The sequence below is a fragment of the Agromyces aerolatus genome (genome assembly GCF_031432255.1).
Taxonomy (GTDB): domain Bacteria; phylum Actinomycetota; class Actinomycetes; order Actinomycetales; family Microbacteriaceae; genus Agromyces.
Map to the genome: position 1 here is coordinate 251,566 of NZ_JAVKGQ010000001.1, position 24,656 is coordinate 276,221.

Genomic DNA, 24,656 nt, shown 5'->3' on the forward strand with positions numbered 1-24,656 from the left:
GGTCGGAAGTCCGTCCGGCACGGCTTCCGACCCACTTTCCGACTTCCAACACAGCGCGGAACGCGAAACGGCGCCCGGAGCGGATGCTCCGGGCGCCGTCTCCTGGCTTACACGATCAGCTGTAGTTGCCGGGCGTGAAGTCGTCGCTCGAGAACGCGTCGAAGTCGACGAAGCTGAGGTCGCCCTCGTTGAACGCCGCGTCGTCGGAGAAGATGCGGTTCGGGTAACGCTCCGCCTTCGCCTCCTCCGTGGCCTCGACCGTGACGTTCCGGTACTTGTTCAGACCGGTGCCCGCGGGGATCAGCTTTCCGATGATCACGTTCTCCTTGAGGCCGACCAGCGGGTCCGACTTGCCCTCCATGGCGGCCTGCGTGAGCACGCGGGTCGTCTCCTGGAAGGACGCGGCCGACAGCCACGACTCGGTCGCGAGCGAGGCCTTGGTGATACCCATGACCTCCTGACGCGCCGAGGCGGTCTTGCGACCCTCGGTGAGCGCGGCCCGGTTGATCTCGTTGTACCGCGAACGGTCCACGAGCTCACCCGGCAGCAGGTCGGTGTCGCCGTGGTCGACGACGGTGACCTTGCGCAGCATCTGGCGCACGATGACCTCGATGTGCTTGTCGTGGATCGGCACACCCTGCGAGCGGTACACGTCCTGGACGCCGTTCACCAGGTGCTTCTGCACCTCGCGCACGCCCTTGACCCGGAGGACCTCCTTCGGGTCGATCGCGCCCACGATGATCTGCTGACCGAGGTCGACGTGCTGGCCGTCTTCCACGAGCAGCGTCGAACGCTTGAGCACGTTGTACGTGATCGGCTCGTCGCCGTTGTCGGGCGTGAGGATGACCTTGCGCTGCTTCTCGGTCTCGTCGATCGTGATGCGGCCAGCGGCCTCAGCGATCGGCGACGCACCCTTCGGGGTACGGGCCTCGAAGAGCTCCTGCACGCGGGGCAGACCCTGCGTGATGTCGTCGGCCGACGCGGAACCACCGGTGTGGAAGGTACGCATCGTCAGCTGCGTGCCGGGCTCACCGATCGACTGCGCCGCGATGATGCCGACGGCCTCACCGAGGTCGACGAGCTTGCCGGTCGCGAGCGAACGGCCGTAGCACGCCGCGCAGACGCCGACGCCCGACTCGCACGTGAGCACCGAGCGCACGCGGATCGACTCGACGCCGGCCGCGACCAGCTTGTCGATGAGCACGTCACCGACGTCGGCGCCCGCCTCGGCGACGACCTCGCCCTTGGCGTTCACCGCGTCAGCGGCGAGCGACCGGGCGAACACCGAGTTCTCGACGTTGGGGTCGCGGACGAGCTCGCCCGAGGCATCCGTCGTCGCGATCGGGAGCTCGAGGCCCTTCGACGTGCCGCAGTCGTCCTCGCGGATGATGACATCCTGCGAGACGTCGACCAGACGACGCGTGAGGTAGCCCGAGTCCGCGGTGCGGAGGGCGGTGTCGGCGAGACCCTTGCGGGCACCGTGCGTGGCGATGAAGTACTCCGCCACCGACAGCCCCTCGCGGTACGAGGAGATGATCGGGCGCGGGATGATCTCACCCTTCGGGTTGTTCACCAGGCCTCGCATGCCGGCGATGTTGCGCACCTGCAGCCAGTTACCACGGGCACCCGACGTGACCATCCGGTTGATGGTGTTCTCGGGGGCCGAGGCGAACTCCTCCTGCATGGCCTTGGCGACCTCGTCGGTGGCCTTGGTCCAGATCTGGATGAGCTCCTGACGACGCTCGAGGTCGGTCGTGAGACCCTTCTCGAACTGCGACTGCACCTTGGCGGCCTGCTTCTCGTACTTCGACACGATCTCGCGCTTCTGCGGGAGCTCGACGATGTCGGAGAGCGCGACGGTCACACCCGAGCGGGTCGCCCAGCGGAAGCCGGCGTCCTTGATGCGGTCGAGCGTCGCGGCCACCTCGGTCTTCGGGTAGCGCTCGGCGAGGTCGTTGACGATCGACGAGATCTGACCCTTGCCGGCCTGCTGGTTGAAGTACGGGTAGTCCACCGGCAGCGCCTCGTTGAAGAGCGCGCGACCGAGGGTCGTCTCCAGCAGGAACGGCTCGCCCGGCACGAAGCCCTCGGGCTCGGTGCCCTCGGCGAAGTGCAGCCCGTCGAGACGGATCTTGACCTTCGCACCGAGGTCGAGCGCGTGCGCGCCCGGACGGTTCTGGTCGAACGCGAGGATCGCCTCGGCGATCGACGAGAACGCGCGGCCCTCGCCGGCGCCGCCTTCCTTCTCGGTCGTCAGGTGGTGCAGACCGATGATCATGTCCTGGGAGGGCAGGGTCACTGGGCGGCCGTCGGACGGCTTGAGGATGTTGTTCGACGCCAGCATCAGGATGCGGGCCTCGGCCTGCGCCTCGACCGAAAGCGGCAGGTGCACCGCCATCTGGTCGCCGTCGAAGTCCGCGTTGAACGCCGCGCACACGAGCGGGTGGAGCTGGATGGCCTTGCCCTCGACGAGCTGCGGCTCGAACGCCTGGATGCCGAGACGGTGCAGCGTGGGCGCACGGTTCAGCAGCACGGGGCGCTCGCGGATGATCTCTTCCAGCACGTCCCACACCTGCGGGCGCGAACGCTCGACCATGCGCTTGGCGGCCTTGATGTTCTGCGCGTGGCTCAGGTCGATGAGGCGCTTGATGACGAACGGCTTGAACAGCTCGAGCGCCATCTGCTTCGGCAGACCGCACTGGTGCAGCTTCAGCTGCGGACCGACGACGATGACCGAACGGCCCGAGTAGTCGACGCGCTTGCCGAGCAGGTTCTGCCGGAACCGGCCCTGCTTGCCCTTCAGCATGTCGGACAGCGACTTGAGCGCACGGTTGCCGGTGCCCGTGACCGGGCGACCACGGCGGCCGTTGTCGAACAGCGCGTCGACGGCCTCCTGCAGCATCCGCTTCTCGTTGTTGACGATGATCTCGGGCGCACCGAGGTCGAGCAGACGACGAAGACGGTTGTTGCGGTTGATGACACGGCGGTACAGGTCGTTCAGGTCGGAGGTCGCGAAGCGGCCGCCGTCGAGCTGCACCATCGGACGCAGCTCCGGCGGGATCACCGGGACGACGTCGAGCACCATCGCGGCCGGCGAGTTGCCGGTCTGCAGGAACGAGTTGACCACCTTGAGGCGCTTGATGGCGCGGATCTTCTTCTGACCCTTGCCCTCGGCGATCTGCAGGTGCAGGTCTTCCGCCTCCGCGGTCAGGTCGAAGCCCTCGAGCCGCTTCTTGATGGCCTCGGCGCCCATGTAGGCCTCGAAATACATGCCGAAGCGGTCCTGCAGCTCCTGGAAGACCGAGTCCTCGGGCTTCAGGTCGCCGACCTTGAGGGTGCGGAAGTCCTCCCACACGCGCTCGAGGTGCGCGATCTGCTCGTCGGCCGACTTGCGGACGCCGGCCATCTCCTTGTCGGCCGCGGCCTCGGCACGCTTCTTCTGGTCGGACTTGGCGCCCTCGGCCTCGAGACCGGCGAGCTCCTCTTCCTTCCGTGCCATGAGCGTCGCGATGCGCGCGTCGCGCTGGTCGCCGATGGTCTTGATCTCGAGCCGGAGCTCGTTCTCGAGACCCGGCATGTCGGCGTGACGACCCTCGTCGTCGACGTCGATCACCATGTAGGCGGCGAAGTAGATGACCTTCTCGAGGTCTTTCGGCGCCATGTCGAGCAGGTAGCCGAGACGGCTCGGCACACCCTTGAAGTACCAGATGTGCGTGACCGGGGCGGCGAGCTCGATGTGGCCCATGCGCTCACGGCGCACGGAGGACTTGGTGACCTCCACGCCGCAGCGCTCGCACACGATGCCCTTGAACCGGACCCGCTTGTACTTGCCGCAGGCACACTCCCAGTCGCGGGAGGGCCCGAAGATCTGCTCGCCGAAGAGCCCGTCCTTCTCGGGCTTCAGCGTGCGGTAGTTGATCGTCTCGGGCTTCTTGACCTCACCGAAGGACCACTTGCGGATGTCCTCGGCAGTCGCCAGGCCGATACGAAGCTCGTCAAATGTCGTTGCGTCGAGCAATTTCTCTCCTTGAGAAGTTTCCTGAAGTTCTTCGTGCCTGGCTTAGATCTCGTCGATGTTCGACGACTCGAAGCGCGCGGAGATGTTGATGCCGAGCTCCTCCGCTGCGCGGAAGGCCTCGTCATCGGTGTCACGGAGCGAGACCGCGGTGCCGTCGGCCGAGAGGACCTCGACGTTCAGGCACAGGGACTGCATCTCCTTCATGAGCACCTTGAAGGACTCGGGGATGCCGGGCTCCTGGATGTTCTCGCCCTTGACGATCGCCTCGTACACCTTGACGCGGCCGAGGATGTCGTCGGACTTGATCGTGAGGAGCTCCTGGAGCGCGTAGGCCGCGCCGTATGCCTCGAGCGCCCACACCTCCATCTCACCGAAGCGCTGACCGCCGAACTGCGCCTTTCCACCGAGCGGCTGCTGGGTGATCATCGAGTACGGGCCGGTGCTGCGCGCGTGGATCTTGTCGTCCACGAGGTGGTGCAGCTTCAGGATGTACATGTAGCCGACCGAGACCGGGTACGGGAAGGGCTCGCCCGAGCGGCCGTCGAAGAGCTGCGTCTTGCCGCTCGAGTCGATGAGCCGCTCGCCGTCGCGGTTGGGGAGCGTCGAGTCGAGCAGACCCGCGATCTCCTCCTCGAGCGCACCGTCGAACACCGGGGTCGCGACCTTGGTGCCCGGGGCGGCCTCGTGCGCGGCCTCGGGGAGGCGCTTCGCCCAGGACGGCTTGCCCTCGACCTTCCAGCCCTGCTTGGCGACCCAGCCGAGGTGGGTCTCCAGCACCTGGCCGAAGTTCATGCGGCCGGGGATGCCGAGCGGGTTGAGGATGACGTCGACCGGCGTGCCGTCGGCGAGGAACGGCATGTCCTCGACCGGCAGGATCTTCGAGATGACGCCCTTGTTGCCGTGGCGGCCGGCGAGCTTGTCGCCCTCGGTGATCTTGCGCTTCTGGGCGATGTAGACGACCACGCGCTGGTTGACGCCCGAGCCGAGCTCGTCGTCGCCGTCCTGCGAGTCGAACACCTTGACGCCGATGATCGTGCCCTGCTCACCGTGCGGCACCTTGAGCGACGTGTCGCGCACCTCGCGGCTCTTCTCGTTGAAGATCGCGCGGAGCAGACGCTCTTCCGCCGACAGCTCGGTCTCGCCCTTCGGCGTGACCTTGCCGACGAGGATGTCGCCGGGGCGGACCTCGGCGCCGATGCGGATGATGCCGCGCTCGTCGAGGTCGGCCAGCAGGTCGGGGCTCACGTTCGGCAGGTCGCGCGTGATCTCTTCCTTGCCCAGCTTGGTGTCGCGGGCGTCGACCTCGTACTCCTCGATGTGGATCGAGGAGAGGACGTCGTCCTTCACCAGGTTCTGGCTGAGGATGATCGCGTCCTCGAAGTTGTGACCCTCCCAGGGCATGAATGCCACGAGCAGGTTCTTGCCGAGCGCGAGCTCGCCGTTGTCGGTCGCGGGACCGTCGGCGATGACCTCGCCGACCTCGATGCGCTCACCGGCCGAGACGACGACACGGTTGTTGTACGACGTGCCCTGGTTCGAGCGATCGAACTTGCGCAGGTAGTAGGTCTGCGTGCCGCCCTCGTCGAGCTGCACGGTCACGGCGTCGGCCGAGACCTCGGCGACGACACCCGCACGCTCCGCGGTGATCACGTCGCCCGCGTCGACCGCTGCGTAGCCCTCCATGCCCGTGCCCACGAACGGCGAGTCGCTGCGCAGCAGCGGCACGGCCTGACGCTGCATGTTCGCACCCATGAGGGCGCGGTTCGCGTCGTCGTGCTCGAGGAACGGGATGAGCGAGGTCGCGACCGACACCATCTGGCGCGGCGAGACGTCCATGTAGCCGATCTCCTCGGCCGGGAACAGGTCGACCTCGCCGCCCTTCTTGCGGGCGAGGACGCGCTCCTCCTGGAAGTGACCGTCGGCCTTCAGCGGCGCGTTGGCCTGAGCGACGATGAAGTCGTTCTCCTCCATCGCGGTGAGGTAGTCGATCCGGTCGGTGACCTTGCCGTTCTCGACGCGACGGTACGGCGTCTCGATGAAGCCGAACGAGTTGATGCGCGCGAACGACGCGAGCGAGCCGATGAGGCCGATGTTCGGGCCTTCCGGCGTCTCGATCGGGCACATGCGGCCGTAGTGCGAGGGGTGCACGTCGCGGACCTCGACGCCCGCGCGGTCACGCGAGAGACCACCGGGGCCGAGCGCCGAGAGGCGGCGCTTGTGGGTCAGGCCCGCGAGCGGGTTGTTCTGGTCCATGAACTGCGACAGCTGCGACGTGCCGAAGAACTCCTTGATCGCGGCGACGACGGGCCGCACGTTGATCAGGGTCTGCGGGGTGATCGCCTCGATGTCCTGCGTCGTCATGCGTTCGCGGACGACGCGCTCCATGCGGCTGAGGCCCGTGCGGACCTGGTTCTGGATCAGCTCGCCCACCGCGCGGATGCGACGGTTGCCGAAGTTGTCGATGTCGTCGACGTCGAGACGGATCTCGACGTTCTCACCGTTGCGGCGGCCGGGCAGCGTGGCCTTGCCCTCGTGCAGCGCGACGAGGTACTTGATCGTGGCGACGATGTCTTGCACCGTGAGCACGGAGTCCGTCAGCGGGGCCTCGAGGCCGAGCTTCTGGTTGATCTTGTACCGGCCGACCTTGGCGAGGTCGTAGCGCTTCGGGTTGAAGTAGAAGTTGTCGAGGAGCGCACGCGCGGCCTCGGCAGCAACCTGCTCGCCCGGACGGAGCTTGCGGTAGATGTCCTTGAGCGCCTCTTCCTTCGTGAGGATGTTGTCCTTCTCGAGGGTGAGGGCGATCGACTCGTAGCCGGCGAACTCCTCGAGGATCTCTTCGCTCGTGAGGCCGAGCGCCTTGAGGAACACCGTGACCGACTGCTTGCGCTTGCGGTCGATGCGGACGCCGACCTGGTCGCGCTTGTCGATCTCGAACTCGAGCCAGGCACCGCGGCTCGGGATGACGCGCGCCGAGTAGATGTCCTTGTCGGAGGTCTTGTCGGGCGTGCGCTCGAAGTAGACACCGGGCGAACGGACGAGCTGCGAGACGACGACGCGCTCGGTGCCGTTGATGACGAAGGTGCCCTTCGGGGTCATGAGCGGGAAGTCGCCCATGAAGACGGTCTGCGTCTTGATCTCACCCGTGAGGTGGTTCATGAACTCGGCGTTGACGTAGAGCGGCGCCGAGAAGGTCTTGCCCTTCTCCTTGCACTCGTCGATCGTGTACTTCGGCGGCTCGAGCTCGGGGTTCGTGAACGAGAGCTGCATGGTCTCGCCGAGGTCTTCGATCGGGGAGATCTCTTCGAAGATCTCTTCCAGGCCGGTGGCCTCGGGCAGATCGGTGCGGCCGGCCTCGACGGCCTCTTCGACGCGAGCGCGCCAGGCCTCGTTGCCGACGAGCCAGTCGAAGCTCTCGGTCTGCAGGGCCAGCAGGTCGGGTACGGTGAGGGTGTCGGTGACCTTCGCGAAGGAGAGGCGGCTCGCACCTCGTCCGTTCTTGGGGTTGGGCGTGGTTGCGTTGCGCGCAGCAGCCAAGGAAATGACCTCCGTGGCCCTTCAGGGCCGGTTCACTGTCGATGGTGGTGGAGTGGACCCCTCAGACGGGTTGCGGATGCCGGTGACCGAGGGGTTCCGAGCATCGCAATAGCCGACCGCAATATGAAGGCAGATTGGTCTGGGAGCGCAAAGGTCAACTATATGTCAAGCGACGCGCCATGTCCAGTCGGATTCTTGATTTGTTCCTGCGAGTCCGGTATAAAAGGCGCTCGCTCAGCCCAAATCCACGGATGACCCGCCAGAACCCGGCCGAATCGTGGCACCATTCCGCCATGCAGCCCTTCGAGTTCGCTCGCGATGTCTTCTCTCGTGACGGGTTCACGCTGCTCGTCGAGGGCCAGTCCCAGTCGCACATCGACCCGACCGACCCGGCCCGGCTCTTCTTCGAGTACGTGCGCAGGATCGGCAACGTCATCGACGCGTTCCGCATTCCCGGTGCGCCGATCCGCGCGCTGCACCTCGGGGGCGGCGCTGTCGCTGCCGCGGTACGTCGAGGCGACCCGGCCCGGCTCGGCGCAGGTGGTCGTCGAGCACGACGGGGCGATGCTCGACGCCGTGCTCGCCCGGGTCCCGCTCCCCCGCGACGCCGACGTCGAGCTCGTCATCGCCGACGCACGCGTGGCCGTGTCCGAGATGTCGGGCGCGCGCCACGAGACGGCGGTCCCCGGGCGCGAGCGGCCGCAGCCCGAGGCATCCGCCCGACCCTCCACCTTGCCGTTCGACCTCGTCGTCGTCGACCTCTACACGGGGCTCGAGCCGCCCGCGTTCGTGTCGAGCCCCGGGTTCGTGCGCGACGTGCTCGCGGTGGTCGCTGCCGACGGGCTCGTCATCGTGAACGTCGCCGACGCCGCTGGGCTGACGCGCCTCGGCGCGCAGGCCCGGGCATTCACACGCATCGCGCCGACGGCCGAGCTGCTCGTCGCGGGCGGATCCCCGGTGCTCGCGGGCGCCGAGGAGGGCAACGCCATCCTCGTGGTCGCGCCGGGCGGCGTGCCGGCCGACCTCGAACGGCGACTCCTCGCCGCGGGCCCGCACCCCGCGGGGGTGCTCACCGCCGACCGCCTCGACTTCGTGCTCTGGGGCGCCTGCTGACCGCCCGCCGCCCCGGCGGCACGCGTGGCCTCGCCGCCGCGGGTAGCCTTGCCGCCATGCCCGACCGCGAACCCGGATCCGACCTCGAACGCCGCCTCGGCGTCAGCGGGCACCTCGCCCGGCTCGAGGAGTCCCGCTCGGAGCGCGGCGCGTGGACGCTCTACGTCGACGACACCCCGCAGTCGCACGTCGAGCTCGAGCGGCCCGATTGGCTGGGGTTCGAGTACGTGCGCCGCATCGGCCACGCGGTCGACGTCGTCGCGCCCGAGGGCGCCCCGGTCACCGCGCTGCACCTCGGCGCGGGCGCCCTCACGCTCCCGCGCTACGTGGCCGCGACCCGGCCGGGTTCGAGGCAGCAGGTCGTCGAGCTCGAGGCCGACCTCGTCGAGCTCGTGCGCAGGCACCTGCCGCTGCCGCGCGGCGCGCAGATCCGGGTGCGCACGGGCGATGCGCGCGAGGTCCTCGCGAAGCTGCCGGCCGGACTCGACGGCGCCGTCGACGTCGCGATCGTCGACATCTTCTCGGGGGCGCGCACACCCGCGCACGTGACGAGCGCCGAGTTCTACGGACTGCTCGTGCCGCGGCTCGCGCCCGGCGGCCTCGTCGCCGTGAACGTCGCCGACGGCGCAGGGCTCGCGTTCGCGCGATCGCAGGCGGCGACCCTCGCGCACGTGTTCGCGCACGTCGCCATCGCCGCACCGCCGACCATGCTCAAGGGCCGCCGGGTCGGCAACGTCGTCATCTTCGCCTCGGCGGACCCGCTGCCGTTCGACACGATGCCGCGCCGGCTCGCCGCCGACCCGGCGCCGGCGAAGCTCGTCGAGGGCGACGAGCTGCACCGGTTCATCGCGGGCGCGCACGTCGCGACGGATGCCACGGCGGTGCCGAGCCCGCCCCCGAACCGCTCCGTCTTCCTCAGTCGCTGACCACCGCGTCTCGCTGAGACAGCACACGAACGTCCCTCGCGAACGGTCGCTGATGGCGGGTGTGCCCGACTCGGACCCACCATGAGCGCCCGTTCGATTCGCCGCGCGGCCCGGCACCCTCATTCGGACGGCCGCAGCCCCTCATCGAACGGTCGCTGATGGTGGGTGCATCCGGCTCGCACCCACCATCAGCGCCCGTTCGAGACCGCGCGCGCGTGGGCGCGCCGGTCACGCGTGCCGGAACCGCACGGCCTGGCCCGGCCGCAACTGCGCGATCCGGTCGAGCGAGGCCCTCGTCGCGATCGCGATGACGGGGTACCCGCCCGTGACCGGGCGGTCGGCGAGCAGGAGCGTCGGCAGCCCCGACGGCGGAAGCTGCATCGATCCCGGCACGGTCGGCTCGCTCACGAGCTCGCGTGAATGCCGGCGTTCGAGTGGCGTCCCGTCGAGCCGCGCGCCGATGCGGTCGGAGTTCGGCGACAACCGCCATTCGCGTTCGAACAGCGCCGCCAGGGAGGCATCCGTCACCCAGTCGGCGCGCGGCCCGGCCCGCAGCTCGACCGTCACCGCACCCGCCGGTGGCGGGTACGCCGCATCCTGATCGAGCGCGGGCACGGATGCCTCAGGCTCGGGCCCGATCGTGAGGTCGGCGCCTGCCGCGACGGGCTCCGGCCCGAGGCCCGCGAGCGTGTCGCGCGAGCGTGAGCCGAGCACGGCGGGCACGTCGAGTCCGCCGCGCACCGCGAGCAGATACCGGATGCCCCGCTCGGGAGCCCCGAGCTCGAGCACCGCGCCGTCCCGCGCGCGGGCGGCGGTGTACGGCGCAATGCGCCGGCCGTCGAGGTGCACGGGGCCCCACGCCCCGGTCACCGCGAACCAGTGCTCGCCCCGGAACACCGCACGGAACCCGCCCCCGACGAGCTCGAGGCCCGCGGCCCCGTCCGGGTTGCCGACCAGCCGGTTGCCGAGCTGCAGCGCACCGCGGTCGAGCGCACCCGACTCGGCGACCCCGAGATGGGCGAGGCCGGGCCGCCCGAGGTCCTCGACGAGCGCGAGCGCGCCCGGCCGCTCGACCTGCAGCGCGCTCATCGTCGGCCGCCCGCTGCGCATGCAATGCACACGCCCCGAGCGCGGTCTCGGCGAACGGGCGCTGGTGGCGAGTGGGGACGCCGCGCACCCACCACACGCGCCCGTTCGACGAATGAGCCGGAGCCGGCCCACCGGACCGTCCAACCCGTTTGCGAACGGTCGCTGGTGGTGGGTGCGAAGCTCGCACACCCACCACACGCGACCGTTCGGCGAGGTTGCGCGGACGAGCGGCACACGGGTGCGGGTGCGGGTGCGAGTGCGAGTGCGGGTGCGGGCGCGGACCCGAGCGCACGGACGCCGGCGCTCATCGCGGGCTCCGCGCGAAGCGCACGGTCGTCCCGGGGGCGAGGAGTGCGGGCGACACGGCGGCCGGATCCCAGAGCGTCGCGTCGGTGCGGCCGATGAGCTGCCAGCCGCCCGGGCTCTCGCGCGGGTATGCGCCGCTGAACGTGCCCGCGAGGCCGACCGCGCCCGCGGGCACGCGCGTCCTTGGGCTCGCGAGCCGCGGCACGTCGAACGTCCAGTCGTCGCTCACGAGATACGCGAACCCCGGCGAGAACCCGATGAACGCGACCCGCCAGATCGCCGCGACGTGCCGGTCGACGAGCTCGTCCGGGAGCACGCCGAGCGCGTCCGCCGCCGACGCGAGATCGGCGCCGTCGTAGACGACGGGCACCGTCACGGCGTCGGTCGCCGCGCTCGCGGGGTCGGTCCCCCTCGCCTCCGCGTGTGCGGCCGCGCGCCGCACCCAGCTCGCCGCGGTCTCGAGCGGGAGTCGGCCTGGGTCGACCGCGACGAGCAGCGTGCGTGCGGCGGGCACGAGCTCGACGAGCCCGTCGATCGGAGCCGCCGTCAGGGCGTCGTGCAGAGCGAGCACGCCGACGAGGTCGTCGCACTCGACGAGCACCGCGGCCTCGCCGCTCGGCAGGATGCGCACGTTCATGCGGTCGTCCGGCTGAGGCTGGGGGCGTGGTGGGTCTCGATACGCGTGCTCCTTCGTCGCTCGCTACTCGACCAACGGAGGGGGCCGCTCCCTCGTCGCTCGCTCCCCGACCAACGGAGGGGGCCGCTCCCCGACCAGCGGAGGGGCGTGTCCGGCCTCGTTGGTCGAGGTGCGCCCGACGGAGGAGGACGCGTATCGAGACCCGGCGACCCCGCCCCGCTCACGCGAACGCCCGGATCTCGACGCCGTCGGCCTCGAGCGCGCTCCGCACCGCGCGTGCGAGCGCGGCCGCGCCGAGGGTGTCGCCGTGCAGGCAGATCGAGTCCACGTCGCCCGACCGGGCGAGCTCCACGGCACGCCGGGCGACCGCGGCCGGCTCGGTGAGCACCGCGCCGGGCGCGCCGCGCGGGATGAGCCGCCCGTCGGTTCCGACCCCGCGATCGGCGAAGCCTTCGCGGGCGAACCGGAGCCCCGAGGCATCCGCCGCCGCCGCGATGGCCGTGCCCGCCCCGCCGAGCACCCACAGACCGGCATCGTAGGCGGCGATCGCCTCGGCGAACGCGGCCGCCGCGACCTGGTCGTCCGCGAGGCGGTGGTAGAGCGCGCCGTGCGCTTTGACGTAGCGGACGCGCGTGCCCGCGACGCGTGCCGCGCCGTCGAGCGCGCCGAGCTGGTAGACGAGCTCGGCCGCGAGTTCGTCGGCGCCGACGTCGAGCGCGCGCCGCCCGAACCCGGCGAGGTCGCGATACCCCGGGTGGGCGCCGACCGTGACGCCGTGCCGCACCGCGCGCGCGACGCTCTCCCGCACGGTGAGCGGATCGCCCGCGTGGAACCCGCAGGCCACGTTCGCGCTCGAGACCAGCTCGAACATGGCCGCGTCGTCACCCGAGCGCCATGCGCCGAACGATTCACCGAGGTCACTGTTCAGGTCGATCTTGGCCGCCACGCTCCCATTCTGCCGCCGCTCGGGCGAGACTGGACCGGGGAAGGGCGAAATGCGGAGTCAGATGAGCAGGATCGCGCACGTGGCATCCGCCGCCGCACTCTCGCTCGCCCTCGCCGCGTGCACCGCGGGTCCGGCCCCGACCCCGTCGGCGACGCCGACTCCCGAGCCTTCGGCCGGCACGACCGCGCCGGCGTCGCCGGCGCCCGAGCCGACACCGCCACCCGCGGCGGTGCTGCCCGACGGCCCGGTCACCACGATCGCGGGCGGGCTGGATGCCCCGTGGTCGGTGCTGCGCCTTCCCGACGGCGGCGTGCTCGTGAGCGAACGCGACACGGCGAACATCGTCGAGGTCGGCGCCGACGGCTCGGTGCGCACCGTGACGCACCTGACCGAGGTCGTGCCGGCCGGAGAGGGCGGCCTGCTCGGCCTCGCGTTCCGCGAGGGCGACGGCGCGGCTGGCCCGGACCAGGTCTACGCCATGTTCACCGCGGCGTCCGACAACCGCATCGTCCGGATGCCGCTGACCGGCGCACCCGGCTCGCTGACCCTCGGCGCACCCGAACCCGTCTTCGCGGGCATCCCGAAGGCCGCCAACCACAACGGCGGGCGGATCGCGTTCGGACCCGACGGCATGCTCTACGTCACCACGGGCGACGCGGGGCAGCGCGATGCGGCGCAGGATCCGGCCTCGCTCGCGGGAAAGATCCTGCGGCTGACGCCCGACGGCGGCGTGGCGCCGGGCAACCCGTTCGGGACCGCGGCGTGGTCGATCGGACATCGCAACCCGCAGGGCATCGCGTGGGATGCGGACGGCGGACTGTGGGCCGCCGAGTTCGGCCAGAACACGTGGGACGAGCTGAACCGCATCGAGCGCGGCGCGAACTTCGGCTGGCCCGTCGTCGAGGGGCAGGCGGGCGACGCCCGGTTCAGCGACCCGGTGGCGCAGTGGCCGACGTCCGAGGCCAGCCCGAGCGGCCTCGCCATCGTGGGCGACACGCTCGTGCTCGCGGCGCTGCGCGGCGAACGGGTCTGGACCGTCTACCCGGCGGCCGCCGAAGGCGGCCCGATCGTGCAACCGTGGTTCGCGGGCGAGTTCGGGCGGATCAGGGACGTGGTTCCGGGACCGGACGGCGAGCTGTGGTTCGTCACGAACAACACCGACGGACGGGGCTCGCCCGCCGACGGCGACGACCGGCTGCTGCGGGTGCCGGTCTCGCCGGTGCCGTGACGTCGGCGGCCGGGGCTATCCTTCATGCCATGGCGGATCTGGATCGCGTGCGGCGGTGGGCTGATGCGCTCATCGCGCTGCACCTCGACCCGTCGGTCTGGCGGTTCGAGTTCGATCACGCGAAGCGGCGTGCCGGTCTGTGCGACTACACCGCGAAACGCATCTCGGTCTCGCGCTATCTCGCCGCGCGGTACGACGACGACGAGATCCACCAGATCCTGCTGCACGAGGTGGCGCACGCCATGGCCGGGCCACGCGCCGGGCACGGTCCGAAGTGGCGCGCCACCGCGGCGTCCCTCGGGTACGTCGGGCGGCGCACGCACGACGGCGAGGTCGCCGACGAGCTCGCGCCGTGGGTCGGCCGGTGCCCGGCCGGGCACGAGCACTTCAGGTATCGTGAACCGGTGCGGCCGCTCAGTTGCGGCCTGTGCCGCCGGGGATTCGACACCGCGCACCTCATCGAGTGGCGTCGTCGTGAGATCACCGCGGCGATGCGCCGCCGGGCCGCGAGCTCGAGCGCGTTCGCGCGCTGAGTCCGGCCTCGCCGGCCGAATCCGCGCCGCCCGGGGCATCCGCCCACCGAATCAGTCCCGCCCACCGAAATGAGGATGGTCCCGTGCCCGTCTCGACCGTGTCGATCCCCGTGGGCCAGTGGCTCACGACACCCGACGACGGTCAGCAGTGGTGGTTCGACACGGGCTCGTTCGCGCTCGACTTCGCGTACACCGGGCCCATCCTCGACGGCGCAGCCGATCGCCTGCACGAGCCCGACGACCTCACCGCGTGGCTCCGCGAACGTTTCCCCATGCCCGTGGGCGCGGCTGCGCCGCGCGACCTCGCCGACGCGGGCGCGCTCCGCGCCGCGATCACCCGGCTCGCGCTCGCGGCCAGCCGTGACGAGGCGCTCGACAGCTCCGACATCGACGTCGTGAACCTGTACGCGGCGACGCCCGACATCCCGCCGGCGCTGCCCGGCGGCACCAGGCAGGCCGGGCGTTCGGTGCAGACCGTGGGTCAGACGCTCTCGACGATCGCGCGCGAGGCCGTCGACCTCGTGTCGCCCGGGAACCTGGAGCGCATCCGTGCGTGCAGCGCCGACGACTGCGGCATCATCTACCTCGACACGTCGCGCGCCGCGACCCGCCGCTGGTGCTCCATGCAGCGCTGCGGCAACCGGGCCAAGGTGCGCGCGCACCGCGCCAGGGCCCGCACCGCGACCTGACCCGCCCGCCCCGGCATGCGCCCGGGCCTCTGGCCGCGACATCCAATCCTTGCTCAGGAAATCCGAATACGACACGCCGTGCCGGGCCGCGCGGGTGCCCGCGTGTCGTCTCGAAGTTCCTGAGTAAGGAGGCGGGTCGGCGCGCGTCAGCGCGCGGCGCGCGTCAGCGCGCGGCGCGCAGCACGCGCACGTCGGTGCTCGAGTCGATCGCCGACAGCGCGTGCAGCCGCTCGGCCGAGACCCCGTCGGCCACGGCCTGCCGACCCTGCGCCGAGGCCGCCGTCAGGTGCCGGACGGCCCGCTTGAGCCCGCCGAACGCAGCACTCGCGACCGCGGCCTCGGGCGAGGTGTCGTCGAGGCCGAGCGTCATGAGGGCGTCGACGACGGCCCCCGAGGCGAGCACGTCGGGCACGGCGAAGGCCGAGCCGTCGCTCGCGGCGACGATCGCCACGTAGGCGCGGCGGCCGAGCCGCTCCTGCTCGGCGAGGATCCACGCGGCGACCGCCGAGGCATCCGTCAAGCCGGCTGCGACGATCGCGGCCGAATCGGGCACGACGCTGCTCGGCAGGGCGTGCGACGCGGCCGACGCGTCGGCGAGCGCGTCGACCCAGATCACGATGTCGACGCCGCCCGCGATGCGCGCGAGGCCCGCGTCGCCCTGATCGAACCGGATCTGGTACTTGCCTTGCGAGGCGGGCGGGTAGGGCGTCGATGCGGGCTCGGTCGTCATCCCCTCAGGCTATCCAGCACGCCGGTCAGCCGCCGAGCGAGCCGTCATATCGCGCAAGAGCCTCGGCGTCGTTGGCGCGTGCGGCCGCGCGGCGGGCCGCGTCGAGGGCCGCGACCGGGTCCGGTTCCTTACGTGCGATGACGAGCTGCCGTTCGGCTTCGGCCAGCCGCGTGCGCGCCGCCGGGCCGACCGATCCGCGCTCGATGAGGCCGCGCACGACGCCGAGCTGGCTCTCGGCGATCGCGATCGCGCCGCCGAGCGCGGTGCGCGCGCCGTCGAGCCGCCCCGACGCGCGGCGCGCATCGGCCCGTGCGGTGTCGAGCCGGTCGCGCGCGGCGCGGGCGCGGTCGCGTCGGATGAACGGGTCGTCCCGGTCGTCGGGGCGCGCCGCGACGAGGGCGGATGCCTCGCCCACCGCCTCCCCGAGCGTCGCCGCCGCGGCGGCGACGCCGGGCTCGGCCGCGTCGGGGCCGGCCGAGAGCGCGTCGCGTTCGCGCCGGGCTGCGGCGACCTCGTCGTCGAGCGCGGTCCGTTCGGCGCGTGCCTCGTCGACGGCCGCGGCGAGCCTGAGCTCGACGCGCTCGGCGACGTCGAGGTGCTTGACCGCCGCCTGCAGGCGGTCGGCGGCCCGGCCGAGGACGGGCGCGATGGGCACGCCGGCGCCCTGCGCCGTGGCCTCGTCGAGGTCGGCGGCGGCGGCGAGGATCGCGGCGTGCGCGCGTTCGGCGTCGGACCGCGCTGCGGCGAGCGCGGTGGGCGCGAATCGCTCGGCGAGCCGGTCGATGGCGTCGACCGCGTCGGCGCAGCGCCGTCCGAGGCCGGCGACCGCGTCCCGCAGTGCGGGCAGCCCTTCGGCGACGCCGCGTTCGGCGGCCCGTGCCGTGGCGAGCGAGCCCTGGGCCTCGTCGAGGACCACGAGCGCCGAACGGCATGCGTCGGTGATGCGGGCGCTCCAGGCGCGGCGGTCGGCGGCGGTGTCGGGCGTCGCGTCGTCGAGCCGCTGCTGCAGCAGGAGCGCCTCGCGCAGCAGCGCCTCGGCGCGTTCGACGGCACGTCGCAGCCGCGTCGCGGTCTGCGGTCCGAACTGGGCCTCGGCGAATCCGATCTCGGCGCGGGCCTCGCGTACCGCCTCGTCGGTCTCGACGATGAGCCCCTTGGCGCCGATCTCGAGCGTGCGTCCCGAGTCGAGCTCGGCGCGCGCCCGGCGCGCACCCAGACGGCGCAGGCCCACGACTCCCGCCACGGCGGCGACGCCGGCCGATCCGAACACGATCAGGGAGGGCACCCACCACCACGCGTCCATGCCGGGATTCTATGAGGTCGGCATGAGCCTCTCCCGTGAGCCGCGGGTTGGCCGGGGCATCCGTTCGTCCTACGCTCGGGACATGCGGGTGCTCCTGAAACTCACCCTGGACTGCCAGGCGGATGCCGCGTGGCGCGCGCTCGCCTCACCGGCGGTGCTGCGCGAGGTGGTCGCGCCGTGGCTCGACTTCGATACCCCGGACGGCGTGGCGCTGCCGACGACCTGGTCCGAGGGCGAGCATCGGGTGCGACCGCTCGCGTTCGGGCGGTGGCCGGCCGGCGAGGAGATCGTCGACATCAGCTTCCCGGGCGGGTTGCCTGCGGGGGTGCGGATGCTCCGCGACGGGGGCGGTGCGATCTCGGGGCCGTTCGCCGCGTTCGAGCGCTGGGACCACCGCATGGCCGTCTCCGCGCTGCCCGACGGCCGCACCCTGTACCGCGACCAGCTGCGTGCGAGCACGGGCAACCCGGTCGCGGACGCCGCGCTCTGGTATCCGACCTGGGCGTTCTGGCAGTGGCGCGGGGCGCGGTTGCGCGCCCTCGCCCCGACGTGGCGGTTCGACCCGCCGGGAACGGCGGACGCCGCATGACCGCCTCGCTCGGCGCCCTCCAGCTCGCCGACTGGCGGCGTCGCGTGTTCGGGCTCTACGCGGGCGTGCGGCAGCTGAGCGCGCACGATCCGGCCGCGGGCCACGAGCTGTGGAAGTCGGCACGTGACGAGCTGTTCGCGGGGCATCCGCAGTCGCCGTTGCTGCCCGACGACCGGGCGCGCTTCACGGGCCTCACCGTCGCGCGCTACGACCCCGACTGGCGGTTCGAGCTCGAGGTGCGCCGACCCGACGAGCCGGTCAAGCTCGTGATCGACTCGGCGACCGACGGGGCGATCCCGTTCAGCCTCGTGGGCACGGTGCGGCTGCCGTATCTGGGCACGCTCGACCTGTGGCGGGTCTCGGGCTACGCGGGCGGACTGTTCCTGCCCGTGAAGGACGGGCTCGCCGGGGCGCCTGGCGGCACGTACGGCGGCGGCCGGTACCTGCTCGACACCATGAAGGGCGCCGACCTCGGCAACGGGGCGGGCGACGACGCGATCGTCGTCGACTTCAACTTCGCCTACAACCCGTCGTGCGCGTACGACCCGTCGTGGTCGTGCCCGCTCGCGCAGGCGGGCAACACGATCGCGGCCGAGATCCCGGTCGGCGAGCGGATGCCTCGCTGAGATCTCGATCCGCGTGCTCCCCCGTCGCGCGCTCCTCGATCAACGGGGTTCGTCGGCCGAGTAGCGAGCGCCAGCGAGCGTATCGAGACCTCGCACGGCGCCTGCCCAGGAGCATCCGCTAAGCTACCGGAGGCGAGCGCACCGAATCGCGCCGCCTGCGTCGTAGAAACGCTTCCCGGCCCGGGCACTCGTGCACGGTCCGATGACTCTCATACGGCGAACGGATGCGCCGACCGGCGCCTTCGCCACCTCCCATCGTCGGGTCAGCTCCCGGCCGCCGTGCGGCCGGTCGATCCCCGCGATGCGCACTGCCCTGAAAGGCACCATGACCGACCAGACCTTCCGCACGCTCGGCGTGCCCGCACCCCTCGTCGCCGCCCTCGAGGCGGACGGCAAGAGCTCACCCTTCCCGATCCAGGTCGACACCCTGCCCGACACGCTCGCCGGACGCGACGTGCTCGGCCGCGGCAAGACCGGCTCGGGCAAGACGCTCGCGTTCTCCATCCCGATGGCCGCGCGCCTCGGCGGCTCGCTGTCGGGCGGCAAGCGGCGCCCCGGCCGCCCGCTCGGCCTCGTGCTCGCGCCGACGCGCGAGCTCGCGACCCAGATCGATGCCGTGCTCGCCCCGCTCGCGGCCGCCTACGGCATGACCACGACGACGATCTTCGGCGGCATCAACCAGAAGCGCCAGGTCGACGCGCTCCGCGCGGGCGTCGACATCGTCGTCGCCTGCCCCGGCCGCCTCGAGGACCTCATGAAGCAGGGCTTCGTCACGCTCGACGCCGTCGAGATCACGGTGCTCGACGAGGCCGACCACATGGCCGACCTCGGCTTCCTGCCGGTCGTCACGCGCATCATGGACAAGACCCCGCAGGGCGGCCAGCGCCTGCTGTTCTCGGCCACGCTCGACAACGGCGTGGACAAGCTCGTGAAGCGCTTCCTGCAGAACGAGGTGCTGCACTCGGTCGACGAGGCCACCTCGCACGTCGCCGCGATGACCCACCACGTGTTCGAGGTCGACGACGTCGACGCGAAGAACGAGCTCGTGAAGACGCTCGCGTCGGGCACCGGCCGCCGCATCCTGTTCATGCGAACCAAGCACCACGCGAAGAAGCTCGCCAAGAAGCTCACCGAGCAGGGCATCCCCGCGGTGGACCTGCACGGCAACCTCTCGCAGCCGCAGCGCGACCGCAACCTCGCGGCGTTCAGCGACGGCTCGGCCAAGGTGCTCGTCGCGACCGACGTCGCCGCACGCGGCGTGCACGTCGACCACGTCGAGCTCGTCATCCACGTCGACCCGCCCATGGAGCACAAGGCGTACCTGCACCGTTCGGGCCGCACCGCGCGTGCCGGCAGCGAGGGCGACGTCGTGACGATCTGCCTCCCCGGCCAGAAGCAGGACCTGAAGTCGCTGCTGCGCAAGGCCGCGATCACGGTGACGCCCGAGCGGGTCACCGCGTCGTCGCCGAGCGTGACCGCGCTCGTGGGCGAGGTCGCCGCGTACGTGAAGCCCGCGCCGAAGGCGGCCCAGCCGCAGGGCGGCGGCGGCCGGTCGCAGGGCGCCAATGCCCAGCGCAAGCGCGCGGCACGCGACGAGCGCGTCGGCGCAGGTGGTGGCGCAGGCGCCGGCGGTGGCGCCGGTGCCGGTGGTGGCGCGGGTGCCGGCGGCGGCCGTCGTCGGCGCGGACGCGGCGGAAGCGGCAGCGGCGACGTCGCGCCGAACACGCCCCGCCGTGACCGTTCGGGCCGTCCCGCCGAAGAGAAGGCGCACGCCCCGAAGCAGGGCGCCGGCCACAGCCGCGGCGCGCAGACCACGGGCGCGCAGCGCGGGGCATCCGGTCGCGGGGGCGCGAAGCAGCCGCTGCGCGTGGGCAGCCTGGTCTCGCCGAACCGCAACACGCGCACCAACCGCCGCGCCCAGGGCTGAGGGAACTCATTCCGGCGAGAGTGCGATCCTGGCGGCGAACCCCGGTTCCACCAGCCAAGATCGCACTCTCGTCGGAATGCGGCGCGTGACATCCCGCCGGCACCCGGGACGAATCCGTCGATTTCGTCTCGCAGGTGCCCTGGCTTAGTCTCAGTCGCATGAGCACCGATGTTGTTGCCACCGAGGTCGTCGTCCGCCCCATCCGCGACTCCGATGTCGAGGCCCTCGGTCGCGTGCACGCGACCTGCTGGCACGAGACCTACGACCACCTGATCAGCGCCGCCGCGTTCGAGCACCTGTCGCCGCGCCGCATGGCCGAGCTCTGGACCCACCTCGCCTCACGCGGCGAGGAGTACTGCCAGTACGCCGCACTCGTCGACGGTGAGATCGTCGGCTTCGTCGGCGCGGGCCCTGCCCGCGACGAGAACCCGCCGCGCGAGCGCGAGCTCTACTTCATCTACCTGCTCGACGCCTACCACGGCACGGGCATCGGGCAGAAGCTGTTCGACGCCGCCGTCGGCGCCGAACCCGTGTACCTCTGGGTCGCGAGCGACAACCCGCGTGCGCACCGGTTCTACGCGCGCAACGGCTTCACGGCCGACGGCGCCGAGCAGGTGCAGCCCTTCCTCGGCGAGGAGATCCACGAGGTCCGCCTGGTGCGCTGACGCTCGCACGGCTGCCGTCCGGGCGGCCATCGCGATCGCGCACCCTCGAACGGTCGCGCATGGCGGGTGTCGCGCCCTCGCACCCACCATCTGCGACCGCTCGACGGCCCGTCTCGCGGGCACCCACACAGCCGCCTCGCCGTGCGCGACAGCATCGAACGGGCGCGAGTGGCGGGTGATCCGCAAGAACACCCGCCATCAGCGACCGCTCGGGATCGGCGGGGTCTCGGGACGCATGAGCGCGCGCATCGGCGCGGGTCAGGTCGGCGCGGGTCAGGTCAGCGCGCCCACCGAGGCCAACGCCTGACGGACGAGCACGCCACGGCCGCCCTCGAGCTCGCTCGTGACGGTGTCGCTCGCAGCCTCCGCGGGCGGCATCCAGGTGACCTCGAGCGCGTCCTGGCGCGGCTCGCAGGTCCCGGTCACTGGCACCACGTAGACGAGCGACACCGCGTGCTGCCGCTCATCGGTGAACGGCGAGATGCCCGGCAGCGGGAAGTACTCGGCGACCGTCGCCGGCGTCGGGCTCGCGGGCAGCAGCGGGAACGCCATGGGCCCGAGATCCTTCTCGAGGTGCCTGAACAGTGCGTCGCGCACGGTCTCGCCGTACATCACCCGGCCCGACACGATCGTGCGGGTCATCTCGCCGACCGCGTTCGCGCGGATCAGCATGCCGACCTCGGTGACCTGCCCGAGCCCGTCGACGCGCACCGGCACGGCCTCGACGTAGAGCAGCGGCAGTCGGCCGCGGATCTCGGCCAGCTCGAGCTCGCTCAGCCAGCCCGGGTTCGTGGGGGGACCGGGCTCGGGTTCGTCGCCCTGCCAGTCGGGGTCAGGTGTGCGCACGCTCATGCACCGATTCTGCCCCACCGCCCTCGGATCACCAGCGGATCGCCGACGGATCGCTCCGCCCGAACCGCGTAGCGTACGATGCCCGGATGCGCATCGACGACGACGCCGTCCTCTGGTCGGCCTCCCCGGCCGACCGGCGGAACCGCCCGCTGCTCGTGCTGCTGCACGGGTTCAACTCGCACGAGGGCGACCTCTTCGGGTTGAGTCCGTACCTGCCGTTGCGCCCCGCGATCGCGTCGCTCCGCGCGCCGCTCGCCGCGAGCGCGGGCTATGCCTGGTTCCCGTTGACGGCCGACGGTATACAGGCGGCCGTCGACGCGGCGGATGCTTCGACCACCGCGGTGCTCGACTGGCTCGACCGCGAGGCGCCGGAGGCGCCCTCCGTCGGGGTGCTCGGGTTCTCGCAGGGCGGCGCGATGGCGATCGAGCTGCTTCGGCGCGACCCGGCACGCTTCGCGTTCGCCGCGAGCCTCGCCGGGTTCGCCCTGCCGGGCGAGCGCGACGGCGACGCCGAGCTCGCGCGTGTGCGGCCGCCCGTGTTCTGGGGGCGCGGCACCGACGACACCGTCATCCCCGACGAGGCGGTGGCCCGCACGCAGACCTGGCTTCCCGAGCACGCCGCCGTCGACGCACGCATCTACGAGGGGCTCGGCCACTCGGTCTCCGAACGCGAGCTCGGCGACCTGGTCGCCTGGCTCACGGCACGCTACGCCTGACCGCCATCCGTCGGTCGAGGTGCGAGCGACGAAGGAGCACGCGTATCGACACCGCAGCCGATCGCGGATGCCGGGTCTCGATACGCTCGCTGGCGCTCCCCACTCGACCAGCGGAAGCGCCACAGGCGCTCCCTACTCGACCAGCGGAAGCGCCACTGGCGCTCCGTACTCGGCCGGCGGCGGTCAGTCCTGGTCGGCGGCCGCGCGGCGCGCGCGCTCGGCGTCGCGCTCGGCGACACGGACCTTCTCGGCGCGCACCTCGGCCTGGGTCGCACGCTCCGCGACGAGCCACTCGGGCGGCGACGCGAGCAGCGCCTTGATCTCGGTGGTCGTGAGCGATTCGGTGATACCGGCGCGCGCGAGGCCGGAGTTCGAGATGCCGAGCTTCTCGGCCACGACACGTTTGGGGTGCGGGCCCTCGCGGCGCAGCACCTGAAGCCACTCGGGCGGGTCGGCCTGCAGCGCGGCGAACTCCTCGCGCGTGACGGCGCCCTCGCGGAACGACTCGGGCGCGGCTTCGAGCAGGATGCCGAGCTTCTTCGCCGCGGTCTCGGGCTTCATGGACTGACTCACCCTCACACGCTAGCCGATAGCCTGATCAGCATGACCCTGAGGCTCGGCTACGTCGCGGGCGTGAGCCCCGGGCGGTGGCTGCGCACCTGGGCCGAGCGGCGGCCCGACCAGCCGCTCGAGGCGACCCGGGTCGACGAGGCCGAGCAGTTCGCGGCGCTGCTCGCGGGCGAGCACGATCTCGCGTTCGTCCGGCTGCCCGTGCCGCACGACGGGCTGCACGCGATCCCCCTCTGGGAGGAGGTCGCGGTCGCCGTGCTGGCGAAGGAGCATCCGCTCGCCGCGGCCGACACCCTCGAGCTGGCCGATCTCGCGAACGAGCCGGCCGCCCCGGAGCAGCCCGACGCGGCGATGACGGTCGAGCTCGTCGCGGCCGGAACCGGTTTCGCGATCCTGCCGCACGGCGTCGCGAGGCTCCATCACCGCCGCGACGTGGTCGCGATCCCGGTGACGGATGCCCCGCCCACCCGCATCGCGCTCGTCTGGCGGGTCGAACGCGACGACGCCGACATCCAGGAGTTCGTCGGCGTCGTGCGCGGGCGCACCGCGCAGAGCTCGCGCGGCGCCGAGCCCGACCCGGCCGGGGCCGGCAGCGACGCGACCCGGACGCGCACCCCGCGCGAGAACGAATCCGGTCGCGGCGGATCGAGCGGCGCAGGCGCCGGCGGGAAGCACGCGCGCGGCGCAGCCGGCACGCGCTCGAGCCGCCGGTCCACGGGCAAGCGCACGGGCGGGTCTGGCAAGCACTCGGGCAAGGGACGTCGCCGGTGAGACCGTTCCTGCTGATCTCCGTACGCCCCGAGGTCGAGGCCGTCGGGCCCGAGTACACGTCGTTCCAGCGCGCGACGGGGCTCGACGCGGGCCGGCTCGAGCACCTGCGGCTCGACGTCGACGCGCTCGGCGACACCGACCTCTCGCGGTACGCGGGCGTGCTGGTCGGCGGCAGCCCGTTCAACGTCTCGACGCGCGAGTCCGGCAAGCATCCGGTGCAGCGTCGGGTCGAGGCCGATCTCGCACGCCTCGCCGAGCACGGAGTCGGCACGGACTCGGCCGTGCTCTTCACGTGCTACGGCATCGGCGTGCTCACGCGCGTGCTCGGCGGCGAGGTCGGCGTCGAGCACGGCGAGGAGGCCGCCGCGGTCGAGTTGACTCTGACCGCGTCCGGCCGCGAGGACCCGCTGACGCGTGGGCTCCCACCGCGGTTCGACGCGCTCGCCGCGCACAAGGAGTCGACGTCCCGGCTTCCGGGCGGAGCGGTGCTGCTCGCCGAATCGGCGGCGTGCCCCGTGCAGCTGTACCGCGCGGGCGCTCGCGTGTACGCGACGCAGTTCCACCCCGAGGTCACGCCGGCGGACTTCGTCGCGCGGGCGCGGATCTACCGGCACCACGGCTACTTCCCGGCGAGCGAGCTCGTCGCCGTGAGCGAGCGGCTCGCCGGGGCATCCGTCACAGAACCGGCCCGGATGCTCCGCCGATTCGTGGAGCTCGCGGACGCCGAGCCGGCGGCGTAGCGCCGACACAACCCCGCTGGTCGAGGAGCGCCGACACGGAGTGGCGACGCGTATCGAGACCCCGGCGAGCCGATTACGAGATCGGTCACGAGGTCTCGATACGCGTCCTCCTTCGTCGGGCGCTACTCGACCAACGGGGGGGCGTCTC

At 71.9% G+C, this 24,656-nt stretch carries 21 protein-coding genes; 12 read left to right on the plus strand and 9 right to left on the minus strand.

Annotated features, from left to right (window positions below; genetic code table 11):
• Positions 1 to 115: 115 nt before the first annotated feature.
• Both rpoC and rpoB read right to left on the minus strand, forming a co-directional pair.
• Positions 116 to 4,018: a DNA-directed RNA polymerase subunit beta' gene (gene rpoC / locus RH864_RS01170; RefSeq protein ID WP_310515664.1), complete on the minus strand. Its 3,903-nt coding sequence runs from the start codon at positions 4,016 to 4,018 to the stop codon at positions 116 to 118.
• A gap of 42 nt (positions 4,019 to 4,060) precedes the next feature.
• Entirely contained in the window at positions 4,061 to 7,552 is a 3,492-nt protein-coding gene (gene rpoB / locus RH864_RS01175) for a DNA-directed RNA polymerase subunit beta (RefSeq protein WP_310515665.1), read from the minus strand.
• A 456-nt stretch (positions 7,553 to 8,008) separates the two neighbouring features.
• Here rpoB and RH864_RS01180 point away from each other — a divergent pair, with 456 nt between their 5' ends.
• Positions 8,009 to 8,665 (plus strand): polyamine aminopropyltransferase, encoded by a 657-nt coding sequence (locus RH864_RS01180; protein ID WP_310515666.1) that lies wholly within the window; start codon positions 8,009 to 8,011, stop codon positions 8,663 to 8,665.
• 56 nt (positions 8,666 to 8,721) lie between these two features.
• Positions 8,722 to 9,591, plus strand: coding sequence for a spermidine synthase (locus tag RH864_RS01185; RefSeq protein ID WP_310515667.1), 870 nt, complete (start codon positions 8,722 to 8,724; stop codon positions 9,589 to 9,591).
• A 228-nt stretch (positions 9,592 to 9,819) separates the two neighbouring features.
• Here the strand turns inward: RH864_RS01185 and RH864_RS01190 are convergent, their stop codons facing one another.
• The 3 genes from RH864_RS01190 to RH864_RS01200 form a co-directional block, all read right to left on the minus strand.
• Positions 9,820 to 10,680 (minus strand): 5-oxoprolinase subunit C family protein, encoded by an 861-nt coding sequence (locus RH864_RS01190; protein ID WP_310515668.1) that lies wholly within the window; start codon positions 10,678 to 10,680, stop codon positions 9,820 to 9,822.
• A 304-nt stretch (positions 10,681 to 10,984) separates the two neighbouring features.
• A complete protein-coding gene (locus RH864_RS01195) occupies positions 10,985 to 11,623 on the minus strand; it encodes a 5-oxoprolinase subunit B family protein (protein WP_310515669.1) in 639 nt (212 codons plus the stop codon).
• 220 nt (positions 11,624 to 11,843) lie between these two features.
• Positions 11,844 to 12,569, minus strand: coding sequence for a LamB/YcsF family protein (locus RH864_RS01200; RefSeq protein WP_310515670.1), 726 nt, complete (start codon positions 12,567 to 12,569; stop codon positions 11,844 to 11,846).
• A 61-nt stretch (positions 12,570 to 12,630) separates the two neighbouring features.
• On the opposite strand from RH864_RS01200, the gene RH864_RS01205 reads away from it, so the two are divergent.
• The 3 genes from RH864_RS01205 to RH864_RS01215 all read left to right on the plus strand — a co-directional run bounded on the left by RH864_RS01205 (position 12,631) and on the right by RH864_RS01215 (position 15,019).
• Positions 12,631 to 13,797 carry a PQQ-dependent sugar dehydrogenase gene (locus RH864_RS01205; RefSeq protein ID WP_310515671.1) on the plus strand — a complete coding sequence of 389 codons (1,167 nt, stop codon included), beginning with the start codon at positions 12,631 to 12,633 and terminating at the stop codon, positions 13,795 to 13,797.
• Positions 13,798 to 13,826: 29 nt separating this feature from the next.
• Complete coding sequence (locus RH864_RS01210) at positions 13,827 to 14,330, plus strand: SprT-like domain-containing protein (protein ID WP_310515672.1); 504 nt, start codon at positions 13,827 to 13,829, stop codon at positions 14,328 to 14,330.
• A gap of 83 nt (positions 14,331 to 14,413) precedes the next feature.
• Positions 14,414 to 15,019: a CGNR zinc finger domain-containing protein gene (locus tag RH864_RS01215; RefSeq protein WP_310515673.1), complete on the plus strand. Its 606-nt coding sequence runs from the start codon at positions 14,414 to 14,416 to the stop codon at positions 15,017 to 15,019.
• A gap of 163 nt (positions 15,020 to 15,182) precedes the next feature.
• Here the strand turns inward: RH864_RS01215 and RH864_RS01220 are convergent, their stop codons facing one another.
• Positions 15,183 to 15,749: a hypothetical protein gene (locus RH864_RS01220; protein WP_310515674.1), complete on the minus strand. Its 567-nt coding sequence runs from the start codon at positions 15,747 to 15,749 to the stop codon at positions 15,183 to 15,185.
• A gap of 25 nt (positions 15,750 to 15,774) precedes the next feature.
• Entirely contained in the window at positions 15,775 to 17,052 is a 1,278-nt protein-coding gene (locus tag RH864_RS01225) for a hypothetical protein (RefSeq protein WP_310515675.1), read from the minus strand.
• Between the two features lie 82 nt (positions 17,053 to 17,134).
• Here RH864_RS01225 and RH864_RS01230 point away from each other — a divergent pair, with 82 nt between their 5' ends.
• The 4 genes from RH864_RS01230 to RH864_RS01245 all read left to right on the plus strand — a co-directional run bounded on the left by RH864_RS01230 (position 17,135) and on the right by RH864_RS01245 (position 20,859).
• Positions 17,135 to 17,641: a hypothetical protein gene (locus RH864_RS01230; RefSeq protein ID WP_310515676.1), complete on the plus strand. Its 507-nt coding sequence runs from the start codon at positions 17,135 to 17,137 to the stop codon at positions 17,639 to 17,641.
• Entirely contained in the window at positions 17,638 to 18,267 is a 630-nt protein-coding gene (locus tag RH864_RS01235; protein ID WP_310515677.1) for a DUF1684 domain-containing protein, read from the plus strand. The genes RH864_RS01230 and RH864_RS01235 overlap by 4 nt, the downstream gene beginning before the upstream one ends.
• 325 nt (positions 18,268 to 18,592) lie before the next feature.
• The gene (locus RH864_RS01240; RefSeq protein WP_310515678.1) at positions 18,593 to 20,194 is read left to right on the plus strand and encodes a DEAD/DEAH box helicase; all 1,602 of its coding nucleotides are present in this window, start codon (positions 18,593 to 18,595) and stop codon (positions 20,192 to 20,194) included.
• A gap of 158 nt (positions 20,195 to 20,352) precedes the next feature.
• Complete coding sequence (locus RH864_RS01245) at positions 20,353 to 20,859, plus strand: GNAT family N-acetyltransferase (RefSeq protein ID WP_310515679.1); 507 nt, start codon at positions 20,353 to 20,355, stop codon at positions 20,857 to 20,859.
• 273 nt (positions 20,860 to 21,132) lie between these two features.
• Here the strand turns inward: RH864_RS01245 and RH864_RS01250 are convergent, their stop codons facing one another.
• Entirely contained in the window at positions 21,133 to 21,711 is a 579-nt protein-coding gene (locus RH864_RS01250) for an NUDIX hydrolase family protein (RefSeq protein ID WP_310515680.1), read from the minus strand.
• Between the two features lie 86 nt (positions 21,712 to 21,797).
• Between RH864_RS01250 and RH864_RS01255 the strand changes: the two genes are divergently transcribed.
• A complete protein-coding gene (locus tag RH864_RS01255) occupies positions 21,798 to 22,427 on the plus strand; it encodes an alpha/beta hydrolase (protein WP_310515681.1) in 630 nt (209 codons plus the stop codon).
• A gap of 183 nt (positions 22,428 to 22,610) precedes the next feature.
• Here RH864_RS01255 and RH864_RS01260 read toward each other — a convergent pair whose 3' ends face one another.
• Positions 22,611 to 22,988, minus strand: coding sequence for a DUF5997 family protein (locus RH864_RS01260; protein WP_310516007.1), 378 nt, complete (start codon positions 22,986 to 22,988; stop codon positions 22,611 to 22,613).
• A gap of 42 nt (positions 22,989 to 23,030) precedes the next feature.
• Here RH864_RS01260 and RH864_RS01265 point away from each other — a divergent pair, with 42 nt between their 5' ends.
• Both RH864_RS01265 and RH864_RS01270 read left to right on the plus strand, forming a co-directional pair.
• Positions 23,031 to 23,768 (plus strand): LysR family substrate-binding domain-containing protein, encoded by a 738-nt coding sequence (locus RH864_RS01265; protein ID WP_310515682.1) that lies wholly within the window; start codon positions 23,031 to 23,033, stop codon positions 23,766 to 23,768.
• Positions 23,765 to 24,508, plus strand: a complete 744-nt coding sequence (locus RH864_RS01270; protein ID WP_310515683.1) for a glutamine amidotransferase — start codon at positions 23,765 to 23,767, stop codon at positions 24,506 to 24,508. The genes RH864_RS01265 and RH864_RS01270 overlap by 4 nt, the downstream gene beginning before the upstream one ends.
• The last annotated feature ends 148 nt before the right edge of the window (positions 24,509 to 24,656 follow it).